This is a genomic window from Sphingomonas sp. SDUR79, assembly GCF_056821745.1.
Genome location: NZ_JBPDIN010000001.1, coordinates 2213328 through 2231242, shown reverse-complemented (window position 1 = coordinate 2231242; position 17915 = coordinate 2213328). Strand labels below are relative to the sequence as shown.

Here is a 17915-nt window from a genome sequence, read left to right as displayed (position 1 = left end):
AATGGCAACAAATCTTGACCGCTCCGCTGGCGTCGCTAGGTCAGGGGCATGACCGGCAATGTACCCGACAGTTTGATTCCCTATGACGAGATCGTGCAGGAGGCCCTGCGCGCGGTCGTCGGCCGGGTGCTGGACCAGGTCGCTGCGACCGGCGCGCTGCCCGGCGCGCACCATTTCTACATCACGTTCAAGACGCGCGCGCCCGGCGTGGACATCCCCGACCGGCTGATCGAGCGTTTCCCGGACGAGATGACGATCGTCCTTCAGCACCGATTCTGGGACCTGAAGGTCGACGACCACCGTTTCTCGGTCGGCCTCAGCTTCAACCAGATCCCGTCGATCCTGACGATTCCGTTTGCCGCGATCACCGGTTTCCACGATCCTGCAGTCAATTTCGAGCTGCGCTTTCAGGCGGCCGAAGACCCCGACGGTCCCGAGCCGCATGACGAGGCGGAAAATGACGAACCCCCCGTCGCGACCCCGGTCGAGGACGGGTCGAACGTCGTCGCGGTGGACTTCAAGCGGAAGAAGTAAGGGCGGGTGAAATTCTCCTCAATCCTCCCCCGCAAGGGGGAGGTGGCACGCGGAGCGTGACGGAGGGGGAGTAAGCACGACCGTCGAGAGGACACCCCCGTCCTCCCCTTGCGTCGCCTTCGGCGCCACTTCCCCTTGACGGGAGAGGATGTACAGGGTTCAGCCCGGCTTGGTGATCGCGCATACAATCTGCGGCTGGGTGACGCTCAGCATTCCCTGACGCGGGCCCGGCTCGGTTTCGATCCGCAAATCCACGTCGCTGGGCGCGTGTTCGAGCAGGTCGGCGATCACTTCGAACTTGGCCGGATGTTCGAACAGGCTGAGCCCGGCGATGTTGCCGAGCGCGATCAGGTCAGCAAGCGTGTGGCCGTAGAGGCGGGTCGGCTGGGGATGCACGCTGGCATCCCCTTGCCACAGCGCAGCCACCGCCGGCGGCGCGCCCGGCGATCCGCACAGCAGCGCCAGCCGCTGCTGACACAGATCGGCATGCGCCTGGGCCAGTGCATGCTCCCCGCCGCTCCGCAAAAACGCGCGATAGCCAAGGCCCGTGTAAGAAACCGACTCGTCGGCGAACACGATGATCGCGGTGCCGCCGGGTGCCAGCCGCGCGCCGAGATCGGCAAGGCAGGCGTCGAGATCGGCAAAGAAATACAGCGCGTGGATCGCGAGGATCAGGTCATAGCCGCGCTCAAGTGCGGGGCTGTAGAAGCTGTCATCCGCATCGGGGATGAAGGGCAGGGCATGCGCGTTGCCCAGCGTCAGATTGGGCATCGCCGCGACGCGATCGGCATAGGCGCTGACATAGTCCGCGTTCGGATCGATCAGGTCGATCGTCGATCCAGCCGGCACCGTGTCCGCGATCAGCGCAAAGGTCTGGCCATCGCCGCATCCCACATCGAGGATGCGGCGCGGCGCGTTGCCGCCCTCCGCGATCAGGCTGCGCAGCACGGGCACGAACTGGTCGCGCTGGTCGGTCCCCAGCATCGCCACCCGCTCCAGCGGATCGCGCTTCAGCGCACGCGCAAAGGCGTTGTAATATTGGTCGTGCGGGTCGAGCCCGCGAAACTCGTTGGCGATCATCAGCCGCGCGTCGCGGAACTGGTCGCGCATCGCGGCGCAGGCGTCGGCGGTGATCGGCTGCGGCATGATGGCTCCCGTGACGGCGGTGGTGCAGCCTAGTTGCGTTATCGTTACGAAATCAATCGCGCGCGCGGCTTGTCCGGTGCCGGTGCGACCGCCATCTCGGCTACAGCCGCTGCAGGAGACTAACATGACCGCCACGCGCACCGAAACCGACTCGATCGGCGCGATCGAGGTGCCCGCCACCGCCTATTGGGGCGCACAGACCCAGCGGAGCATCGAGAACTTCCCGTTCGGCCCGACCGAGCGGATGCCGATCGGCATCATTCACGCGCTGGCGCTGGTGAAGCAGGCGGCGGCGCGGGTGAACCGCAACCACGGCCTCGACGGAGCGCTGGCCGACGCGATCGAGGCGGCGGCGGCGGAGGTCGCGGCGGGGCAGCATGACGAGCAGTTCCCGCTGGTGATCTGGCAGACCGGCAGCGGCACCCAGTCGAACATGAACGTGAACGAGGTGATCGCGGGCCGCGCCAACGAGATGCTGGCCGGTACGCGCGGCGGCAAGTCGCCGGTGCACCCCAATGACCACGTCAATATGAGCCAGTCGTCCAACGACAGCTTCCCGACCGCGCTCCACATCGCCGCCAGCCTTGCGGTGACCCGCGACCTGATCCCCGCAGGACAGCGGCTCCAGAACGCGCTGGAGGTGAAGGCAGCGGCTTGGGCAGACATCGTCAAGATCGGCCGCACGCACCTCCAGGACGCAACGCCGCTCACCCTCGGGCAGGAGGCGTCGGGCTGGGCGAATCAGGTCTATCGCGCGCTGCGCCGGATCGAGCCGGGGGTGGTCGCGGGCACCAACCGGCTGGCGCAGGGCGGGACGGCGGTCGGCACCGGCCTCAATGCGCCTGAAAATTTCGCGGGCGAATTCTGTGCCGCGCTGGGCGAGATTACCGGTCACCCCTTCATGCCTGCGGAGAACGCGTTCGAAGCGCTCGCTTCCAACGATCCGCTGGTCCACCTGTCGGGCACGTTCAATACGCTTGCCGTCTCGCTGACCAAGATCGCCAATGACATCCGCCTGCTCGGCTCCGGCCCGCGCTCGGGCCTTGGCGAACTCGAGCTGCCCGCCAATGAACCGGGCAGCTCGATCATGCCGGGCAAGGTCAACCCGACCCAGTGCGAGATGCTGACGATGGTCGCGGGACAGGTGATCGGCAACCATATGGCGGTCACCGTGGGCGGCATGCAGGGCCATCTCGAACTCAACGTATTCAAGCCGCTGATCGGCGCGAATGTGCTGCGCTCGATCCATCTGCTCAGCGTCGGGATGGAGAGTTTCGCCGAACGCTGCATCGACGGCATGACCGCGAATGAGGACCGCATCGCCGAATTGGTCGAGCGATCGCTGATGCTCGTCACCGCGCTCGCGCCCGAGATCGGCTATGACAATGCCGCCAAGATCGCCAAGACCGCGCATGAGCAGGGGACGACGCTGCGTGAGGCCGGCCTTGCGCTCGGGCTGGTCGACGCAGCGACCTTCGACCGGCTCGTCCGCCCCGAAACGATGGTCTGACCCACCGAAGCGGAACCCATTGCGCGCTCGCGCTTTTCCTTCCCCAACGGAGGATTTGGTTAATGGACGGATCGATCATCGGGGCGCTGCTCGGCGGCATTGCCTTGGCATTTGCGGGCGCGGCCGTCTGGACCGGCCTGCGCGGCGTGGGTGAGGTGTTCGACCTAGCCACCGGAAACAAGGAGTTTGGACGATGATCGGTGATCTGGTGGCGGGCTATATCGGCAAGCGGATCGATGAGAGCGATGGCGAGGGCGGTACGCTCGGCACGATCGCGGGCATCGCGGCATGGCGCGTCGGCAAGACGGTGGTACCTGCTGCAATCGTGATCGGTGCAGCGGCGTTCGGATACCGCTATCTGCGCCGTCGCATGCGGACCGCGGCATGATCCGCACGCTATTCGCGGCTTTGCTCGGTCGCGCGATCGACCGTCGCGATGGCCGCGGCGGGATGCAGGGCGCGATCATCGGCGCGATGGGCCAGCGTGCGTTGACGCGCATGGGTCCGTTCGGCTGGGTGGTCGGCGGGCTGATCTTGCTGTGGTCGTTTATGACCGGCAGAAAACGGCGATACTGAAATCCGTTTGCGCTGAGCTTGTCGAAGCGCCGCAGCCCGCGTTCGATGACCGCCGTACTCGGCCCTTCGACAAGCTCAGGGCAAACGGAGGACGGGAATCGCTCTGGTCACCTTGACGGAACCGCCCCACGCGCGCCAATGGCGCGCATGGCGCATCGCGATTCCAAATATGAGTTCGACCGCAGGGGCGTTCTCTTCGTCCTGTCATCCCCCTCGGGCGCGGGCAAGTCGACCATCGCGCGCAAGCTGCTCGAACGGGAGCCCGGCATGGGCGTCTCGGTCTCCGCGACCACCCGCCCGATCCGCGCGGGCGAGGAAGACGGCCGCGAATATCATTTCCTCAACACCGACGAGTTCAAGGCGCGCGCCGCGCGGCACGAGTTTCTCGAATGGGCGCATGTCTTCAACTATCGCTACGGCACCCCGCGCGAACCGGTTAAGCGGATGCTCGCCGACGGACAGGACGTGCTGTTCGATGTCGACTGGCAGGGTGCGCAGCAGCTGTTCCAGCTCGAGGGCGGCGACGTCGTCCGCATCTTCATCGTGCCGCCCTCGCTCGCCGAACTCGAAAAGCGGCTCCGCGCCCGCGCGACCGACAGCGAGGATGTGATCCAATATCGCATGAAGCGCGCCGAGCGTGAGCTCTCGCACTGGGACGGCTATGACTATGTCGTCGTCAACGACGATCTCGATGCGTGCTTCGAAAAGGTCCACACGATCCTGAAGGCTGAGCGCGAAAAGCGTTCGCGCAAGCCCGGCCTGATCGGCTTCATCCGCGAACGCGCGGAAGAGGCGATCGAAATGGGCCTCGCCACGCGGTAGGTTTGCTTGCAGCGGGCCGGTGCCGCTTCGGCGGAGCCGAAACCAACAACTGAACTTTGCCGTCGCCCGATTGTTACGGCTGCACTAAACTGCGGCGAAACACTGGGGAGAGCGCAAATGCCAAGAGTCTTGCTGGGCGGCCTGCTGGGCGGGGTCGCGATGTGGATCGTCGGGTTCATCTTCTGGGGCACGCCGCTGTCGATGCTGGCGACCAGCAATGCCGGTGACAGCGCGAGCGTCGCCATCCAGTCTGTCCTGGCCCAGCATCTCGGCCCGAACGGAAGCGGGGCCTATCCGATCCCCTGGCCCGGCACACCGCTGGGTACTCAGGCCTATGGCGAGGGGCCGACGGCTTTGGTGCTGTTCAATACGAACGGCTTTGCGCTGCCCGATACCGCGGCACTGGTCGGCGGGCTGATCCTCGGCATCCTCTGTGCGCTGCTGCTCGCCGTCGCGCTGGCGCGGCTGACCACCGGGATGGGCTTTGCGCAGCGGCTGACTGCCGTCGGCCTGTTTGCCGTCGCCTTCACCGCCTATAGCCAGCTGGGACAGCCGGTGTTCAACCACGCGCCCTGGGGCTATTTCATCTATCTGTGGATCAGCGAAGTCGCCGGCTGGATCGCTGCGGGGGCGGTCATCGCCTGGCTGCTGCCCAAGCCTGCTGCTCCACCGGTCTGAAGCTCAGGCCGGACGCGGAGCGATGGCGGCACCCTGTGCGTCGCCATCTTCTCCGCGCAGGGCATCCAGCTCGCCGCTCGCCCGCGCGCGCCGGCCATAGACCGCTTCGAACAGCGGCCCTGCCATCATCGTCGTGACGATCGCCATCAGCACCATCATCGAAAACAGCGTCGGCCCGATAATCCCCTTTTGCAGGCCGATGTTGATGATGATCAGCTCCATCAGCCCGCGCGAGTTCATCAGCGCGCCGATACCGAGCGCGGTGCGATTGTCCTCGCCCGACAGGCGGGCGGCGGCCCAGCATGCGCCGAACTTGGCCAGGACCGACACCGCCAGAATGCCCAGCGCAATGGCGAGCAGCGGCAGGCTGTTGACCATGTCCATCCGGGTGTTGAGCCCCGAATAGGTGAAGAACATCGGCAGCAGCATCACCACCGCCAGGGGCTCGACCTTGCGCTTGAGCTCTTCGACGAACAGCCCGCGCGGCATGAACGCGCCGAGCAGGAAGCCGCCGAACACCGCATGGATGCCGATCGCGTCCATCAGAAATGCGGACAGGCAGAACAGGATCAGCGTGATCGCGAGCACGGTGTTGCTCATCTCGCCCCGCGCCTCGACCGCGCGGCCCAGCGGCGCGAGCAGGCGCTTGCCGAACAACGCCATGAAGATCGCGTAGCTGACGCCCCCGACGATCGCGATCACCGCAATGCCGGGGCCGCCGCCGAACGTCGCCAGCACGATCGCCAGCACGCACCACGACACGGCGTCGTCAAACGCCCCGGCGGTCAGCGACAAGGTGCCGAGCGAGGTCTTGGCGAGGCCGCGTTCGTTGATGATCCGCGCCAGCATCGGAAAGGCGGTGAGCGCGATGCACGCGCCCATAAACAGCGTCGCGCTCCACTGGCTGATCCCCGCAGCGAACAGCCCAGGCACGGTCAGCAGCAGCGGCGTGATCAGCGCTGCCATCAGAAATGGTGTCGCGATGCCCGCGATCGAGACGCTGGCCGCGCTCTTCGCCTTGGTCTTGAAATGGTCGAGATGCAGCGTGCAGCCGACCAGGAACATGTAGAGGCCCACGCCGAACTGTGCGCCGACATACAGGACGTTCTTGGTTTCCTTGGGGAAAATTGCCGCCTGCAGCTCGGGGAAGAACAGCCCGAACAGCGACGGGCCGAGCACCACGCCTGCGATCATCTCGCCCACCACCTGTGGCTGGCCCAGGAACTTCTGCCCCAGCCATCCCACCACACGCGCGGCGAGGATGATGAGGGCGAGCTGCAGGAAGAAATGGATGCTGTAGTCGGTCGGGGTAAAGCTCGCCGCAGCATTCACCGCCGGCCCGTGCGCGCCCATGATGTCGCCCAGCGCGCGGAGCGTATCGGCCAGCAGATCCTCGAACACCCTCTCGCTCCCCCTTTGGTCGATCGATCAGCCCGCTTTATGTGCCGGATTCGTGACCCGAAATGCGGAAAAATCGCCCCCGATTGGGATCGCTACCATTATGGGAGATCAAAGCAAGCTCAGGAACTTAACCGCCCCTGCATAGTCCGCCCGCCGCGCTTCGCGCGCCTTGAGCGCGAGCGGGTCGTCGCCCCAATGTTCGGCCTGCCAATCCTCGTCGAGGTTGGCGGCGGACCAGATGTCTTCGGATGTGGCAGCCTGTTCGAGCAGCGCCAGCGCGGCGACCAGCGACCCGGTGATGGTGACGATCGGCGACAGCCCCGCCAGCTCGAACGGCGAACGCGCCGCAACCGCCACGGCCAACGCAGTCACTGCCTCGGGCGGCTGTGCGACGTGGACGATGCCGGTGGTCGGGGTCAGCGCCGCGCCATAGCGTTGCTGTGCCCAGCCGAGCAGCGGGTCCCAGCTTGCCGACTGCCGCAGCTGCAACTCCAACGGATGGTCCGCGCGGTAGCAGAGCAGATCGCTCTCGCCATATTTGGCAAGGCCGGCGGCAAAGGCGGCGGGGTCGGGCGCGATCCGGTCGATCGCCGCATTGGCAAGGCCGGTGAGCGGCATCGCGCGCGGATCGATCGTCTCAGCAACGCCACGCCACTCCTCCGCCACTGCGTCCGCCAGTGCCGGGTTGGGCAGCGTCAGCGGTGCGCGGCCCGGCGTGCGCACCGGCTTGCCGTCGAGATGCACGTCATGCCCGCCATCGGCCGCGACCAGCGCGACCTCCTTCCAGAAGCGTCGCATGACTTCAGTCCGTGGGCGGGGTGCGCCAGCGCCGGGCAAGGGCGCGCGGCACGACGGCGATGCAATAGAGGCCCGACAACAGGATCGCCGCGCCCAGCAGGCGCATTACCATATCCTCGGCGCGGCCCATGATGATCAGGCCGAACACCGCGCCGGCGACCGCGATCATCTGCGCGAACACCATCGCGAAATAGCGGTTGCGGGCCTGATCCTCGGTCATAATGCCTCCAGCAGCGCCGGCAGGTCGCGCGCATGCGTCGTCACATGATGCGCCCCGGCGGCGTGCAATTCATGCGCCTCGTGATAGCCCCACGCAACCCCGACCGCGTGCGTACCAGCGCTCACCGCCATGGCGATGTCATAGCTGGTGTCGCCGATCATCGCGGTGCGCAGCGGATCGCCGCCCGCCTCGGCAATCGCGGCCTGCAGCATCGCCGGATGCGGCTTGGACGGATGCCGGTCGGCGGTCTGCAGCGTGACGAAGCGGTCGGTCAGCCCGTGATGCTCCAGGATCAGCGCCAGGCCGCGATCCGACTTGCCGGTCGCCACGCCCAGCAGCCACCCGGCGTCGCGCAATGCCTCGATCGCCTCAGCCACGCCATCGAACAGCGGCTCGGGATCGAGCGCCGCGTCCATGCGCATTGCGTGGAACGCGCTCTTATACGCTTCGGCCATGGCGGCATGCATCGCGGGCTCGGCTTGGGGCAACAGTTGCGCGATCGCGGGGATAAGGCTGAGGCCGACGATCCGCCGGATATCCTCGCGCGTCGGCGGCTCCAGCCGATGCTGGACGAAACACGCCTCCATCGCACGGCAGATATTGGCCTGCGAATCGACCAAGGTCCCGTCGCAGTCGAACACGGCAAGCCGGATCACCCCTGGCCTCCGTTTGCCCTGAGCTTGTCGAAGGGCCGCAATGCTTCGACAAGCTCAGCACAAACGGGCGTTGGGTCGTCCCTCACTTCTTCACCGGCTTCCGCGCGGGCTTCTTGTCCGCCTTCTTGTCGACCTTCTTGTCGTCCTTATTCACCGGCTTGGCCTTCTTCACAGTCGTATCCCGCCGACCCTGCCGCTCGCCGCGCCGCTCCTTGCGGAACGTCTTGGCATGCGCCTTGGCCCAGGCCTTTTCCTGCTCCTTGGTCGGCGGCGCCTTTTCGTCAGAGGGCAGATTGTCGCCATCCTCGAGGTTGAAGCCGAGCTGGACCAACGTCTCGGCGAAATGCGTCGGCAGGTCCGCCTTTACGTCCAGCTTGCCGCCATCGGGATGGTCGATGCGGATGCGGCGCGCGTGCAGGTGCATCTTGCGGCTGATGCTGCCCGACAGGAACGCTTCGGCCATGCCATATTTGCCGTCGCCGACGATCGGGTGGCCGATCGCCGCCATGTGCACGCGCAACTGGTGGGTGCGCCCGGTGTGCGGCTGCAGCTCGACCCAGGCGGCGCGGTTGCCGGCGCGGTCGATCACGCGATAGCGGGTGCGTGCGGGCTGTCCGTCCTTCTCGTCGACCTGCATCTTCTCGCCGCCGGTGCCCGGCTGCTTGCCGATCGGGAGCTCGATGAACCCGTCCTCGATGCTCGGCACGCCGACCACGACGGCCCAATAGGTCTTGCGCGCGGTGCGGCCCGAAAAGCTCTTCGAGAAATAGGCCGCCGCGCGCGCCGTCCGCGCCAGCACCAGTGCGCCCGAAGTATCCTTGTCGAGCCGGTGGACCAGCTTGGGTCGCACATCGAGTTCGTAGTAGAGCCCGTCGAGCAGCTGATCGACATGATCATGCGTCTTGGTGCCGCCCTGCGTCGCGAGGCCCGGCGGCTTATTGATCACCATCGCCTGCGCATCGCGATGGATCACCATCGATTCGGCGAATTCCATTTGCTCGGGCGACAGCTGCGGGCGGGCCTTCTTGGGCTTTGCCGCGACCGCCGCCGCCTGCGCCGCGTCGGCGGGGGGGACGCGGATCACCTGACCCGCCTGAATGCGGTCGCCCGGCGTCGCACGCGCGCCATCGACGCGCAGCTGCCCGGTGCGCGCCCAGCGTGAGACGATGTTGAAGCTGGTGTCGGGCAGATGCCGCTTGAACCAGCGATCCAGCCGGATGCCGTCATCGTCGAGCGCGACGGTGAACTGGCGGACATTCTCGGTGCTCATGCCGCCACCATCCGGCTGACCTGCAGCCCTGCGAACAGGGCGCCGACCGACAGAACGACCGAGGCGAGGATGTAGAACACTGCGGTCGTCAGCTCGCCGCGCTCGATCATCAGCACGGTCTCGAGCGAAAAGGCCGAAAAGGTGGTGAAGCCGCCGAGTACGCCGACGCCGAGCAGGTAGCGCAGCGCCTCATCCCCGCTCGCCCGCGTCGCGAGCCAGCCCGCGAGCAGCCCCATGGCCAGCCCGCCGATCACATTGACCGCGAGCGTGCCGACCGGAAACCCCGGCCCCCAAAGTGCGAGCGCCGCGCGCCCAACCAGATGCCGCGCGCCGGCGCCAATCGCGCCGCCCAGCATGACGAGAAACAGATGATGCATATCGCCGCCCTAGCGCGGAAAGCGCGCGCGGTCGATTCCTGAGGATTGTTCCCTAATCCTCTCCCGCAAGGGGGAGGTGTCAGCATAGCTGACGGAGGGGGAGGAAGGGGTATCGCGAGAGGCTAGAGGACACAGCCGTCCTCCCCCTCCGTCGCCTTCGGCGCCACCTCCCCCTGGCGGGGGAGGATTGGCATGGCCCGCCAGCTACCGTTCCGGCACGGTCCAGTAGTAGATCGTCCGCCCGTCGATCGTCTCTTCCTTCTCCGGCTCCCAATCGCCCATGCGGAAGGCATGGCTGACGATCCGCGTCCCCGGCTTCAATTCGGCGAGCAGTTTCGGGCGCAATTTCTCGTTCAGCGTGTCGAGCAGATAGAGGGTGACGACGGTCGCGTCGCTGAAGTCGCTGGTGAACAGGTCCGCCTGCTTGAACGACACCTCGCCGGTGACGCCCGCTGCCTTGGCGTTGGCGTTCGCCTCCTTGATCCGCGCGGGATCGATGTCGATGCCGACCGCGCGGACCTGTTTGCGCTTGGCGGCGGCGATCGGGATGCGCCCGTCGCCCGAGCCGAGGTCATAGAGGACATCGCCGTCGCGCAGCTTTACCATGTCCAGCATCGCCTCGACCACTGCGGGCGGGGTGGGGACATAGATGACGTCCGGGGTCCGGCTTTGCGCGACTGGCGCGGGTGCCGGCGGCGGCGGCGTCACCGCGCTTCCGGCGACCAACGTGGCGGCGGCGAGGAGCAACAGCTTCATGGTTCGATCTCCGCTTCAGGGGTGATAACCAACAGCATCAATGCGCCGACGCCGAGAATGGCGACGCCGGCCAGCGCGCCCCATCCGGTATAGGCAAGGCTCGACCATAGCAGATACGCGGTGGTGGCGCAGAAGATCCCGGGAAGGACGGGATAAAGCGGTACGCGAAAGGGGCGGGGCGTGTCCGGCTCGGTCCGCCGCAGCACGAACAGCGACAGGCCCGCGAGTAGCAGGAACAGCCAGAAGACCGGCGCGGTATACTCGACCGCGACGCGAAACCCGTCGCGCGCAAATCCGCCCAGCACGACCAGCAGCAGCGCGACCGCGCATTGCGCGATCAATCCGTTGCCGGGCGTGTCGCGGCGTTCATCCCAGCGGCCGAGCCAGCGCAGCGGCCGGACGCGCTGTCCCAGGGCACAGGCGGTGCGCCCGCCGACGATCGCGGTCGCGTTGGCGCTGGTCAGCGCCGCCACCGCCACCGCCGCGCTGATCGCCGCCGCGCCGGCTGGCCCGAAGGCGCGGCGCATGACTTCGGCCGCGACCGCGTCATTGCCGGCCATCCCGGCCATTCCCAGCCCGTTGAGCAGCGCCAGATTGACCAGCACATACAGCGCGGTGACCAGTGCCAGCGCCGCACACAGGATCGCGGCGATCCGGCGCGGCGGGTCTTTCATCTCCGCCGAAACATAGACCGCCTCGCTCCACCCGCCATAGGACAGCAGGACGAACACCATCACCAATCCCAGCGCGCCGCCGCCCGCCGGATCAGGCACGGCATCGGGTGGCGCGAGCGAGAAACCCGCCGCGATGATTGCGACCAGCCCGATAACCTCCGCGAGCGTCAGCCAGCGCTGCGCGTGAGTCCCCCAGCGCACGCCGAGCCAGTTGATCGCGCTCACCGCGACCACCGCGATCCCTGCCCAGATTGCCGGTCCGGCGGGGCCGAGCGGGAGCAGAATCTGAAGATAATCGCCGACGATGAACGCCAGCAACGCGAGCGATCCGGTCTGGATCACCGCCAACCGCGCCCAGGCGTAGAGGAACGCGATCCGCTGTCCGAACGCGCGCCCGATAAAGTGATAATCGCCGCCCATATGCGGCCAGGCCGCCGCCATCTCGGCATAGCACAGCGCGCCGATGATCGAGAGCACACCCCCCGCCACCCAAGCGAGGATCATCGTCGTGGCGTCCCCCGCCACCCCCGCGACCAGCGCCGGGGTGCGGAAGATGCCGGCGCCGATCACGATGCCGACGGTCAGCGCGAACACATCGACCGCGCGGAGCGTGCGGCGCGGGGCGGTGGCAGGGGTCACGAGATCGGCATCGGGCAGGTCTCCGGAGAGAAGCGGGCTGTCGATTGCGGATGCAACGGACCGCCGGGAGGCAAGGTTCCTTATGCGATCAGTTTGACCAGTGCTTCAATATAGGCCGCAAACGCCTTGCGCCCGGTCGGCGTCATGCGCACGCGGGTCAGCGGCTTGCGGCCCGAAAACCCCTTGTCGATCGCGATATATCCGGCGTCTTCCAGCTTGCGCAGATGCACCGACAAATTGCCCTGCGTCGCCCGGAGCAGCGTCTTCAACGCGTTAAAATCGGCAAATTCGGCATCGGCAAGATAAGCCATGATGCCAAGCCGCATGCGGGCGTGGATCACATCGTCGATCTGGCCAATGTCGAAATCCTTCATCGCAAACCTCCCTGAACACGCAAATCTAGGCACTGGCTATCTGAAAACAAGTTTACGGTGCGAACCGATTTGCGGATGTTCGTTTGGGTGCCGCACAGCCTGCTTGCAATGTTGGATTTCCTCTGCTTGCCTCCCCAAATGGCAATTTTCGGTATCACGCAGCGGCGCGCTCGCCGCTCCGCACATGCCCCCGTACACGGGGCCAAAACTGTAAGCTTCGCTGTCCGGGGCGCGTTTGTCGGGGCTGCGTTTGCCGCCGCGCTCGCCGCTGCGCCCGCTGTCGCCGGACCGCAGGATGACTTCCGCACCCTTCTCGCCGAACATTTCGACTGGGTACTCAAGGAGAATCCGGGCTTCGCCCGCTCGGTCGGCGTGGACATCGATCCGATCGCGGTCGGCGATGTCAGCCTCGCGGCCGAAGATCGCCGCGCCGCATCCGAGGCGGTGTTCCTGAAACGGCTCGATGCCATCCCCGATTCCGGCCTCACCCCGGCGCAACGCACCGACAAGGCGATCCTGCGCCGCCTGCTGGCGGAAAGCATCGAGGGCAACGGCTTTGGGCAGCGCACCATCCTGTTCACCAGCTACTCAAACCCGTGGCAGGGCGCGGCGGGGCAGGGCGAGCGCACCGCGTTCCGGCGCAAGGCCGACTATGGCCATTATCTCGATCGGCTGGATCAGTTTCCCAAGACCAACGACACGCTGATCGCGATCACCGCTCAGGCAGTAAAGGGCGGCTATATCCAGCCGTGCGTCAGCCTGGTCGGGTTCGAACAGACGATCACCGGTGTGATCCAGCAGGATGCAACCAAGTCGCGCTTCTATGCGCCCTTTGCCCGTAAAAAGCCGGTCGATGCGACCGACGCCGAATGGGCCGCGCTGCAGGCGCGGGCGAAGAAGACGGTGACTGAGGTGATCAACCCCGCCTATGCCAAGGCGGCGGCGTTCTACCGCACCAGCTATGCCCCCAAATGCGCCAAGGCAGTGGGCGTGTCCGCGCAGCCCGATGGCGCGCGCTATTATGCATTCCGTATCCGTCAGCTGACCACCACCGACCTGAGCGCCGAGCAGATCCACAAGATCGGGCTGGACGAGGTCGCGCGCATCCGCGCCGAGATGGAGGCAGTGGCCAAGAAGGCGGGGTTCGCGACGCGCGAGGCATTCGTCGCCGAGCTGCGCACCAACCCCAAATATTACGCCAAGACGCCCGAGGAGCTGATGGCCGCCGCCGCAGTGCAGGCCAAGGAGATCGACGGCAAGATGCCGGGTTTCTTCAACCGCATGGCGCGGCTGCCCTATGGCCTCAAGCGCATTCCGGCGGAGACGGCGGAGGGGACGACGACCGCCTATTACGGCCCGGGCAATCCCGAGCTGGGGCTGGCGGGGCATTATTACGTCAACACCTCGAAGCTCGACCAGCGGCCGCTGTACGAGCTGCCCGCGCTGACCGCGCATGAGGCGGTGCCGGGGCATCACCACCAGATCGCGCTGCAGCAGGAGCTGGAGACGTCCAAATTCCGCCGCTACCTCGCCAATTTCACCGCCTTTACGGAAGGGTGGGGGCTGTATTCCGAGCGGATCGGGATCGAGATGGGCATTTACGACACGCCCGAAAAGGAATTGGGGCGGCTGTCCTACGAGATGTGGCGCGCGTGTCGGCTGGTGGTCGATACCGGCATCCATGCCAAGGGCTGGACCAAGGAACAGGCGGTCCAGTTCATGCTCGACAACACCGCGCTGTCGGCGGCGAATATCGATGCCGAGGTGAACCGCTATATCAGCTGGCCGGGGCAGGCGCTGGGCTACAAGCTGGGCGAGATCAAGATCCGCGAACTGCGCGCGCGGGCGGAAAAGGCGCTGGGGGTCGAGTTCGATGTGAAGCGCTTCCACGACGCGGTGCTGGAGCAGGGCGCGGTGCCGCTCGATGTGCTGGATGCCCAGATCGACACGTTCATTGCGGCGGAGAAGGCGCGGGTGAAGTGATCTACAATCCTCCCCGGAACGGGGAGGTGGCAGCGCGCAGCGCTGACGGAGGGGGCCCGAGGCAAGGGAATCCGGTGCCTCGGGCCCCCTCCACCATCCTTCGGATGGTCCCCCTCCCCGTGCCGGGGAGGATTGGGGGGAAGTCCGGCAAACGCTTCCTTAACCCTGGCCTGTCATCCCTTTGCCCCAAATCCCGCAGCCTGTGCGGGGATGCGGAGCGTGATGATGAGCCGTCGGGCCAATGGTTTTGCCGTCCTGTTGCTGCCGCTGGCGCTCGCCGCCTGTGGCGGGGGCGAGACGGGCAATGTCGATGCGCTCGACAATGAGATTGGCGGCAATTCCACCGATCCGGCGCTGATGGGCGCGCTGCAGGACCAGATCATGGTCGATCCGCAGCTGGCCCAGCAATCGAACAAGGACGCGATCCGCCCGCCCGGCCAGCCCTATTCGGCGCCGATCCCGTCGGACACCGTTGCCGCAGCCAAGGCCGCGATGCCGGCCGAGGGCGAGTTGCTCAAGGCCCCCGCCCCGGTCGAGGGCAAGTGCGACGCGTGCGACGCGCAGGACAAGTCGGTGACGCTAGGCGGGCTGGCGGCAGGCCAGAAGGACCGCCGCACCGCCGACTGCGCCGCAAAGTTGAGCTACTCCGCCGGTTGGGCGGCGCGCCTGCCCGCCGACATGCCGCTGCATCCCCAAGCGAGGGTAACCGAAGCAGCGGGTGCAGAAGGCGGCGAGTGCGGCCTGCGCGTCGTCAGCTTCTCGACCCCGCAACCGCTGCAGACGATGATCGACTGGTACTACACCCGCGCCGTCCGTGGCGGCTATTCGGCCGAGCATCAGCTGAAGGACGGCCAGCATGTGCTGGGCGGCACGCGAGCGAAGGACGATTCGGCCTATGTCGTGTTCCTGTCGGCGCGCGGCGATGGCGGGACGGAGATCGATCTGATCGCGAACCGGGGGAATTAGGGCGTAGCTTCCTGAAAGCGGCGCTTGGGAAGCGAGCCCGTTGCTGACGTTCAGAAACGCAATCCGGCAGCGGTCATGCTCGCGGTCATTGCGTCCTCACATCGTTTAGCCAGCGCCAACGCCGAGGGTTGCCCCCCGATGCTGTACATCCAGCGTCCATAATCCCTTCTTGTCGCTTCCCAATCGGGTGGTGTTCGGCTCGACGCGCCGTCTTTCAGTGTCGACTTTTGCATTTCGACAAATGAGATAAGGCGCTCAAGCTGCTCACTTTCGAAAGCCAGAGCTGCTTCGATCGCAGCTTGGCGCATCGCGGCATTTCCATCGCGGTCAAAGCAGTTGGACATCTCGCGGGCGATGCGCCGCACATCGGCTCCGCGGCCCGGATTGGCTCGTAAGAGTTCCTGTTCCATTGGGTCGTTCCCGCTATCGAATAACGGTGCCGCCTCTGGCGTCGCTGCAGCAACAAAGCGTTCCGCAAGCTGCTCGCGTGTTGGCGCCGCCGTGGAGGAGGGGTCTTGCGCGATCCCAACGATCAGCAAAATTGCGCCTACAAGCACCGTGTGTCCTCCATTCGAAGAGCGAGGCGAGCCGCTTATCCTACATGGATATGTTAGCAGTCCGCCAGAGGGCATCAATGGCAGCTTCGCACCCATAGTCGGCGTTTCAGCCATTGTTTCGAAGGCGGTCGCTATGCTTTTACGACCTACGCCGCCTCAAGCAGCCTCCCAGCCTGCGCTCGTGCCTCGTCCGTAACCTGTGCCCCGGACAGCATCCGCGCGATCTCCTCGCGGCGCTCGTCTTCGCTGAGTTGCCGCACACCGGTGCGGGTGACGAGGCCGTCGTGGCTCTTGGCGATCAGCAGGTGCGCCGCGCCGCGGGCTGCGACCTGCGGGCTGTGGGTGACGACGAGCAATTGCGCGCCGGTCGACAGCCGCGCGAGGCGTTCGCCGATCGCGCTCGCCACCGCGCCGCCGACGCCGCGGTCGATTTCGTCGAAGATCAGCGTGCGCGCGCCGCCTTCCTCCGCCAGCGCAACCTTCAGCGCGAGGATGAAGCGCGACAGCTCGCCACCTGAGGCGATCTTGATCAGCGGCGCGAAGGGGGCGCCGGGGTTGGTCGAAACCTCGAACTCCACGCGGTCGCGGCCCGATGCCGACCATTGGTCGCGCGGCAGCGGTTCGACGGTGGTGCGGAAGCGGGCGGCGTCCAGCTTGAGCGGGGCGAGTTCGGCGGCGACCGCTGCGTCGAGCCGCGCGGCGGCGGCGGTGCGGGTTGCCGAGAGTGTTTCCGCTGCCGCGACATAGGCCTTTTCGGCGGCGGTCAGATTGGCGGTGAGGCGCGTGATCAGACCTTCCCCGCCCTCGATCCGTTCAAGCCGGGTCGCGAGCGTTTCGGTCAGCCCGGCGAGGTCGTCGGGCTGGACGCGGTGCTTGCGGGCAAGGCCGCGTAGTTCGAACAGCCGTGCCTCGTCCGCCTCCAGCGCGGCGGGGTCGAAGGCGAGCGCTTCGGCTGCGGTGTCGATGCCTTCCTGCGTCGCGCTACCTTCGTTCAACGCGCGGTCGAGCGCGGCGAGGGCTTCGGTCAGCGCGGGGTGGTCCTCGGCGATTCGCTCCAGGATGCGCGCGGCCTGACGCAGCCGGGTGAGCGCGCCGTCGGACCCGTCGATGAGTTCGGCGATCGCCTGAAGCTCGCCCGCGATCTTCTCGCCGCGCTGCATCGTCGCGCGGCGTTCGGCGAGCACGGCTTCTTCGCCGGGTTCGGGGGCGAGTTTGGTGAGTTCTGCGACGGCATGTTCGAGCCATTCGCGGTCGCGCGCGGCGCTTTCCTGTTCGGCATGGGCGGCGGCGAGGGCTTCTTCGGCGTCGCGCAGCGCGCGATGGGCCGTGGCGACGGCGCCGGTGTCGGCGCGGGCGAAACTGTCGAGCAAGGCGCGATGGCCGCGCGGGTTGAGCAGGCCGCGATCATCATGCTGGCCATGAATCTCGACCAGCAGTGCGCCGAGTTCGCGCAGCAATCCTGCTGAGGCGGGCTGGTCGTTGACATAGGCACGGCTGCCGCCATCGGCCTTGACCAGGCGGCGGATCGTCAGCGGTTCGGACGGGTCATGGTCGAGCCCGCTCTCGCCGAGCAGCGCGGCAATCGGGGCGAGGTCGGCGGGTTCGAAGCTGGCGGTCACGACGGCCTGCGCCGCGCCCTGCCGCACCAGCCCGCTATCGGCGCGTGCGCCGAGCGCGAGGCCGAGCGAGTCGAGCAGGATCGACTTGCCCGCGCCGGTTTCGCCGGTGAGCACGCCAAGGCCGGCACCGAAATCGAGGTCGAGCGCCTCGATCAGCACCACGTCGCGAATGGAAAGCGCGGTCAACATGCGCCCGCATTACCCCTTTTTGTTCCGCCTTGGGAGAGGGGATGTGTTTGTGTGAGAATGGCACCGGCCTGCTCCCCCACCCGGCCACCCATAGGATACTGGCGTTGGGTGGCCGGGTGGGGGAGCGGGCCGGTGCCGCACCGTGCGTTGGCGCACGGCATCACACGAAC

General features: G+C 66.6%; 21 protein-coding genes. 9 read left to right on the top strand and 12 right to left on the bottom strand.

The window, feature by feature from the left end; translation table 11 throughout:
* Nucleotides 1–48: 48 nt before the first annotated feature.
* Complete coding sequence (locus tag ACRYLO_RS11110; RefSeq protein ID WP_422056677.1) at nt 49–534, top strand: SspB family protein; 486 nt, start codon at nt 49–51, stop codon at nt 532–534.
* 159 nt (nt 535–693) lie between these two features.
* Here the strand turns inward: ACRYLO_RS11110 and ACRYLO_RS11105 are convergent, their stop codons facing one another.
* Nucleotides 694–1680 carry a class I SAM-dependent methyltransferase gene (locus ACRYLO_RS11105; protein WP_482660210.1) on the bottom strand — a complete coding sequence of 329 codons (987 nt, stop codon included), beginning with the start codon at nt 1678–1680 and terminating at the stop codon, nt 694–696.
* Nucleotides 1681–1804: 124 nt separating this feature from the next.
* Here ACRYLO_RS11105 and fumC point away from each other — a divergent pair, with 124 nt between their 5' ends.
* The 6 genes from fumC (at nt 1805) to ACRYLO_RS11075 (ending at nt 5266) form a co-directional block, all read left to right on the top strand.
* On the top strand, nt 1805–3190 hold the full coding sequence (gene fumC / locus ACRYLO_RS11100) for a class II fumarate hydratase (RefSeq protein ID WP_482660209.1): 1386 nt from the start codon (nt 1805–1807) through the stop codon (nt 3188–3190).
* 62 nt (nt 3191–3252) lie between these two features.
* Nucleotides 3253–3387, top strand: coding sequence for a hypothetical protein (locus ACRYLO_RS11095; RefSeq protein ID WP_482660208.1), 135 nt, complete (start codon nt 3253–3255; stop codon nt 3385–3387).
* Entirely contained in the window at nt 3384–3578 is a 195-nt protein-coding gene (locus ACRYLO_RS11090) for a hypothetical protein (protein ID WP_294018396.1), read from the top strand. Before ACRYLO_RS11095 ends, ACRYLO_RS11090 begins: the two co-directional genes overlap by 4 nt.
* Complete coding sequence (locus ACRYLO_RS11085) at nt 3575–3766, top strand: hypothetical protein (RefSeq protein ID WP_482660207.1); 192 nt, start codon at nt 3575–3577, stop codon at nt 3764–3766. Before ACRYLO_RS11090 ends, ACRYLO_RS11085 begins: the two co-directional genes overlap by 4 nt.
* Before the next feature lie 147 nt (nt 3767–3913).
* Complete coding sequence (gene gmk, locus ACRYLO_RS11080; protein ID WP_482660206.1) at nt 3914–4588, top strand: guanylate kinase; 675 nt, start codon at nt 3914–3916, stop codon at nt 4586–4588.
* Nucleotides 4589–4705: 117 nt separating this feature from the next.
* Nucleotides 4706–5266 carry a hypothetical protein gene (locus ACRYLO_RS11075; RefSeq protein WP_482660205.1) on the top strand — a complete coding sequence of 187 codons (561 nt, stop codon included), beginning with the start codon at nt 4706–4708 and terminating at the stop codon, nt 5264–5266.
* A 3-nt stretch (nt 5267–5269) separates the two neighbouring features.
* On the opposite strand, the gene ACRYLO_RS11070 is transcribed toward ACRYLO_RS11075, so the two are convergent.
* The 9 genes from ACRYLO_RS11070 to ACRYLO_RS11030 form a co-directional block, all read right to left on the bottom strand.
* The gene (locus ACRYLO_RS11070) at nt 5270–6619 is read right to left on the bottom strand and encodes a cation:proton antiporter (protein ID WP_482661728.1); all 1350 of its coding nucleotides are present in this window, start codon (nt 6617–6619) and stop codon (nt 5270–5272) included.
* A 156-nt stretch (nt 6620–6775) separates the two neighbouring features.
* On the bottom strand, nt 6776–7465 hold the full coding sequence (locus ACRYLO_RS11065) for an ATP12 family chaperone protein (protein WP_482660204.1): 690 nt from the start codon (nt 7463–7465) through the stop codon (nt 6776–6778).
* A gap of 4 nt (nt 7466–7469) precedes the next feature.
* Nucleotides 7470–7685 (bottom strand): hypothetical protein, encoded by a 216-nt coding sequence (locus ACRYLO_RS11060; protein ID WP_294018391.1) that lies wholly within the window; start codon nt 7683–7685, stop codon nt 7470–7472.
* Nucleotides 7682–8341 (bottom strand): HAD-IA family hydrolase, encoded by a 660-nt coding sequence (locus tag ACRYLO_RS11055; protein WP_482660203.1) that lies wholly within the window; start codon nt 8339–8341, stop codon nt 7682–7684. Before ACRYLO_RS11055 ends, ACRYLO_RS11060 begins: the two co-directional genes overlap by 4 nt.
* 82 nt (nt 8342–8423) lie before the next feature.
* On the bottom strand, nt 8424–9611 hold the full coding sequence (locus ACRYLO_RS11050) for an RluA family pseudouridine synthase (protein WP_482660202.1): 1188 nt from the start codon (nt 9609–9611) through the stop codon (nt 8424–8426).
* Nucleotides 9608–9988: a fluoride efflux transporter CrcB gene (crcB, locus tag ACRYLO_RS11045; protein WP_482660201.1), complete on the bottom strand. Its 381-nt coding sequence runs from the start codon at nt 9986–9988 to the stop codon at nt 9608–9610. Before crcB ends, ACRYLO_RS11050 begins: the two co-directional genes overlap by 4 nt.
* A gap of 204 nt (nt 9989–10192) precedes the next feature.
* A complete protein-coding gene (locus ACRYLO_RS11040; RefSeq protein ID WP_482660200.1) occupies nt 10193–10744 on the bottom strand; it encodes a class I SAM-dependent methyltransferase in 552 nt (183 codons plus the stop codon).
* Nucleotides 10741–12057, bottom strand: a complete 1317-nt coding sequence (locus ACRYLO_RS11035; RefSeq protein ID WP_482660199.1) for an APC family permease — start codon at nt 12055–12057, stop codon at nt 10741–10743. The genes ACRYLO_RS11040 and ACRYLO_RS11035 overlap by 4 nt, the downstream gene beginning before the upstream one ends.
* A gap of 80 nt (nt 12058–12137) precedes the next feature.
* A complete protein-coding gene (locus ACRYLO_RS11030) occupies nt 12138–12431 on the bottom strand; it encodes a winged helix-turn-helix domain-containing protein (RefSeq protein ID WP_482660198.1) in 294 nt (97 codons plus the stop codon).
* A gap of 138 nt (nt 12432–12569) precedes the next feature.
* Between ACRYLO_RS11030 and ACRYLO_RS11025 the strand changes: the two genes are divergently transcribed.
* Together ACRYLO_RS11025 and ACRYLO_RS11020 are read left to right on the top strand one after the other, a co-directional pair.
* Nucleotides 12570–14414 (top strand): DUF885 domain-containing protein, encoded by a 1845-nt coding sequence (locus ACRYLO_RS11025; protein WP_482660197.1) that lies wholly within the window; start codon nt 12570–12572, stop codon nt 14412–14414.
* A 225-nt stretch (nt 14415–14639) separates the two neighbouring features.
* Nucleotides 14640–15380 (top strand): hypothetical protein, encoded by a 741-nt coding sequence (locus tag ACRYLO_RS11020; protein ID WP_482660196.1) that lies wholly within the window; start codon nt 14640–14642, stop codon nt 15378–15380.
* A gap of 50 nt (nt 15381–15430) precedes the next feature.
* Here the strand turns inward: ACRYLO_RS11020 and ACRYLO_RS11015 are convergent, their stop codons facing one another.
* Nucleotides 15431–15937 carry a hypothetical protein gene (locus ACRYLO_RS11015; RefSeq protein WP_482660195.1) on the bottom strand — a complete coding sequence of 169 codons (507 nt, stop codon included), beginning with the start codon at nt 15935–15937 and terminating at the stop codon, nt 15431–15433.
* Between the two features lie 146 nt (nt 15938–16083).
* Nucleotides 16084–17745: a DNA repair protein RecN gene (gene recN, locus ACRYLO_RS11010; RefSeq protein ID WP_482660194.1), complete on the bottom strand. Its 1662-nt coding sequence runs from the start codon at nt 17743–17745 to the stop codon at nt 16084–16086.
* Between the last annotated feature and the right edge of the window lie 170 nt (nt 17746–17915).